Raw genomic sequence first — 4665 nt, 5'->3', positions numbered from 1 at the left:
GTGGAGCCGTGTGGCGGAGAGGTGCCGTTCTATTCGACGGTGACCGGGCGGCTGATGGACACCGCGGAGCTGGATGCCGGGTACTGGTACCGAAACCTGCGCGAGACCGTGGAGTTCCAGTCCACGATCGAGGGACTGCTGGATCTCGGACACACGGTATTCGTCGAGGCCAGCCCGCATCCGGTGCTGACCATCGGCATCCAGGACACCGCCGACGCCACCGACACCCCCATCATCACCACCGGATCGCTGCGCCGCGACAACGGCGGCCTGGTCTCCTTCCTCAGCACCGTCGGCAGGCTGTTCACCGAAGGTGTGCCGGTGGACTGGCAGCCGCTGTTCGCCGAGGCCGGGGCGCGGAGGGTCGATCTCCCGACCTATGCGTTCCAGCATGAGTGGTTCTGGCTGGATCCGGTGCGCGGCGCGACCGATGTCGGAGGCGCGGGACTTGTCGGTCTCGATCACCCCTTGCTGAGCGCGGTGTTGCCACTGCCCGAATCCGACGGCTGCGTGCTGACCGGCTCGCTCTCCATGGCCACCCACCCCTGGCTGCGCGATCACACCGTCCTGGACAAGGTGTTGCTGCCGGGCACCGGATTCGTGGAGCTGGCCGCACAAGCGGGGCTGCACATGGACTGCCGCACGCTGGACGAGCTGACCCTGCACGCGCCACTCGTGCTGCCCGCACACGGAGACATGCAGATCCAGGTGGCGGTCGGCGGACCGGAGGAGAGCGGTCGCCGGTCGGTCACCGTGTACTCCAGGCCGGGCCGGGACCGGGCCTGGGTACGGCACGCCACCGGCACCATCAGCCCCGGTGACGACGCGGCCACCGTGGACCGGATGGCGTGGCCGCCGGAGGGCGCCACACGGGTCGATCTCACCGATGTCTACGCCGAGATGAGCACCCGCGGTTATGCGTACGGGCCCGTCTTCCAGGGGCTGCACACGGCATGGCGGCGCGGTGACGAGGTGTTCGCCGAGGTGGCCTTGGACGAGACGGCCGCGAGCGACGCGGGCCGCTTCGGCGTCCATCCCGCCCTGCTGGACGCCGCCCTGCACGGCGCCGGACTGGGCGCGTTCGTGGCCGAACCAGGCCGACCGCACCTTCCGTTCGCCTGGACCGGTGTCACCCTGCACGCCGTCGGTGCCACCACCTTGCGGGTCGCGCTGTCACCGGCGGGCCCGGACGCCATCTCGCTCCTGGCGATGGACGGCACCGGGGCACCGGTGCTGTCGGCGGAGTCTCTGGTCCTGCGTCCGGTGTCCGACGGCGGGCTCGGCGATGCCCACCACGACGCGCTGTTCCGGGTGGACTGGACCGAACTCGCCCTGCCCGGCTCGCCCGACAGCTCGGCCGAAGAGGACTTCCCCGCCATCGAGTCGGCGGCCCAACTGGCCGAGCTGGCGACGGCCCAGCCGCAAGCCGGGGCGGTGGTGTTCAGGCTTTCCGCCGCTGAGGAGGGCCCGGAGAGCGTGTACGCGCTCAGCGGCCATGTCCTCGAGGTCGCGCAGGCGTGGCTGGCGGACGACCGGTTCGGGGACGCCCGCCTCGTCGTGATGACGCGGGGCGCGGTCGCGACCATGGCCGGTGAGAATCCGGAGAGCCTCGCCGCCGCCGCGGTCTGGGGCCTCATACGCACCGCGCAGACCGAGAACCCCGGCCGTTTCGTGCTCGTGGACACGGCGGACGAGGAGCCGTCCGCACGGTCCGCGCTCCCGGCATTGCTCACCGTCGATGAACCGCAGGTGGCCATCCGGGCCGGGAAGGCGCTGGTACCCAGGCTCGTACGGGCCACCTCGCCGGCATTGCCGATCCCGGCGGAAACGGACACCTGGCGGCTGGAGGCCGACGGCGAGGGCACTTTGGAGCACCTGGCCCTCGCGCCCTGCGCGGAGGTGTCCAGGCCACTGGCCGCGGGCGAGGTCCGGGTGGCCATGCACGCGGCCGGGGTCAACTTCCGTGACGTCCTCCTGGCCTTGGGGATGTACCCGGACAAGGCCGGTCTGCTGGGCAGCGAAGGTGCCGGAAGGGTGCTGGAGGTCGGCTCCGGAGTAGCCGGAATGGCACCCGGAGACCGGGTGATGGGTCTGTTCTCCGGGGCCTTCGGACCGGTGGCGATCACCGACCACCGGCTGGTGGCCCCGATCCCGGCCGACTGGTCCTTCCCACGGGCCGCCGCCACCCCGATCGCCTTCCTCACCGCGATGTACGCGTTGGTCGACCTTGCCGATGTGCGCAGCGGCGAGTCGGTGCTGGTGCACGCGGCAGCCGGTGGCGTCGGGATGGCGGCAGTGCAGGTGGCCCACTGGCTGGGCGCCGAGGTGTTCGCCACCGCCGGCCCGGCCAAATGGGATGCGGTGCGCGAATGCGGTGTCGCCCCGCAGCGGATCGCCTCCTCCCGCTCGACGGAGTTCGCGGAACACTTCCGCTCGGACGCACCGGACGGGGTGGACGTCGTACTCAACTCGCTGACCGGCGAACTCCTCGACTCCTCACTCGGACTGCTGCGCCCCGGCGGGCGGCTGATCGAGATGGGCAGGACCGACCTCCGGGACGCCGACGAGGTGATGGCGCGCCACGGCGTGGCGTACCGGGCCTTTGAGCTGCTCGACGCCGGCCCCGACCGGATCCACCGACTACTCACCGAACTGCTCTCCCTGTTCCACCAGGGCGTGTTCACCCCGCTGCCACTGCGGATCCAGGACGTACGGCAGGCGGATGACGCCTTCCGCCATCTCTCCCAGGCGCGGCACATCGGCAAGCTGGCCCTCACCATCCCGCGACCGCTCTCCGGCGGCACCGTACTGATCACCGGCGGCACCGGGACTCTGGGCGGGCTGGTGGCTCGCCATCTGGTGCACGAGCACGGAGTGACGGAGCTGGTGCTGGCCGGCCGTCGCGGCAACACCGCTCCGGACGTGGCGGAGCTGGTCGCCGACCTGGAAGCCGCCGGGGCGCGCGTGCGCGTGGCCGTATGCGATGTGTCGGACCGGGGCGCCACCGCCGCATTGGTCGACTCGCTGCCGAATCTGCGGGGCGTGGTGCACACGGCCGGTGTCCTCGACGACGCCGTGATCGGGTCGCTCACCCCGGAGAAGCTGCGCACGGTGCTGCGCCCCAAGGCGGACGCCGCATGGCATCTGCACGAACTGACCCGGGACCGGGACCTGGCCGAGTTCGTGTTGTTCTCCTCGGCGGCCGGGGTGCTCGGTGGCCCGGGGCAGGGCAATTACGCGGCGGCCAACGCCTTCCTGGACGCGCTGGCCGCACGCCGCCGGGCACAGGGACTGCCCGCGGCCTCCCTGGCCTGGGGCTTCTGGGAGCAGCGCAGCGGACTGACCGAACACCTGACCACCGGCCGGCTCGCCCGATCCGGCGTCCGCCCGCTGTCCACCGCTGAGGGATTGGCCCTCTTCGACGCCGCCCGGGCGAACGGCGACACCCTGCTGGTGCCGATGCGGTACGAGCCGTCCTCACCGGCCGCAGAGCCGGTGCCCGCCGTGCTGCGGGGCCTCGTACGCGCCCCGCTCGCAGGTTCGCTCGCCCGCGCCCTTCCGGGCCCGGCCGACGCGATGAACAACGAGGGGTACGACGCTCTCGCGGGGCTTGCGGAGGACGAACGCCTCGCCGCTCTGCTCGACCTGGTCCGCCGACAGGCGGCGGCCGTGCTCGGCCACGGCGGTCCGGAATCGGTGACCCCGCAGCGGCCGTTCAAGGAACTCGGCTTCGACTCGCTCTCCGCCGTGGAACTGCGCAACAGGCTGCGCACGGCGACCGGACGACGGTTGCAGGCCACCTTGATCTTCGACCATCCCACTCCGGCCGCGCTCGCCCGCCATCTCGACGCCGAGCTGTTCGGCTCCACGGATGGGGCGGTGTCCGTACCGGCACCCGTGGTGGCACACCCCGCCGACGAGCCGATCGCCATCGTCGGCATGAGCTGTCGGCTCCCGGGTGGTGTGGACTCCCCGGAGTCGCTGTGGCGGCTGCTGGAGAGCGGCGCGGACGCCATATCGGAGCTGCCGACCGACCGCGGCTGGGACCTTGACGCGCTCTACGACCAGGACCGGAGCCGGCCCGGCACGACATACGCCAGGACCGGCGGCTTCCTCGAGAACGCGGCGGACTTCGACGCGGGATTCTTCACCATCTCCCCCCGAGAGGCGCTGGCCGCCGACCCTCAGCAACGTCTGTGGCTCGAGGCGTGCTGGGAAGCCTTCGAACGCGCCGGTATCGATCCCCTCGCCCTGAAGGGCACCCGCACCGGGGTGTTCGCGGGCGCCGCTTCGACGACGTACGGCGCGGGCCAGGCCGCCACTCCGGACGGCTCCGAGGGATACCTGCTCACCGGGAACTCCACCTCCGTGATCTCCGGCCGCGTGGCCTACACCCTCGGTCTCGAAGGCCCCGCCGTCACCGTGGACACCGCGTGCTCCTCCTCGCTGGTCAGCGTGCACTGGGCCTGCGAGTCCCTGCGCCGCGGCGAAAGCACACTGGCGCTGGCGGGTGGCGTGGCCGTGATGACGACACCGGATCTGCTGGTCGAGTTCTCCCGCCAGCGCGGACTCGCACCGGACGGGCGATGCAAGGCATTCGCCGCCGCCGCCGACGGCACCGGATTCGCCGAAGGCGCCGGGGTGCTCGTCCTGGAGCGGCTGTCG

At 71.8% G+C, this 4665-nt stretch carries 1 protein-coding gene; it reads left to right on the top strand.

Annotated features, from left to right (window positions below; genetic code table 11):
• Positions 1-21 precede the first annotated feature (21 nt).
• A partial coding sequence (locus KN815_RS40945; protein ID WP_216346865.1) for an SDR family NAD(P)-dependent oxidoreductase occupies positions 22-4665 on the top strand: 4644 nt, incomplete at its 3' end.

This window comes from Streptomyces niphimycinicus (assembly GCF_018883605.1).
Taxonomy (GTDB): Bacteria; Actinomycetota; Actinomycetes; order Streptomycetales; family Streptomycetaceae; genus Streptomyces; species Streptomyces niphimycinicus.
This window is presented reverse-complemented; position numbering and strand designations above follow the sequence as displayed.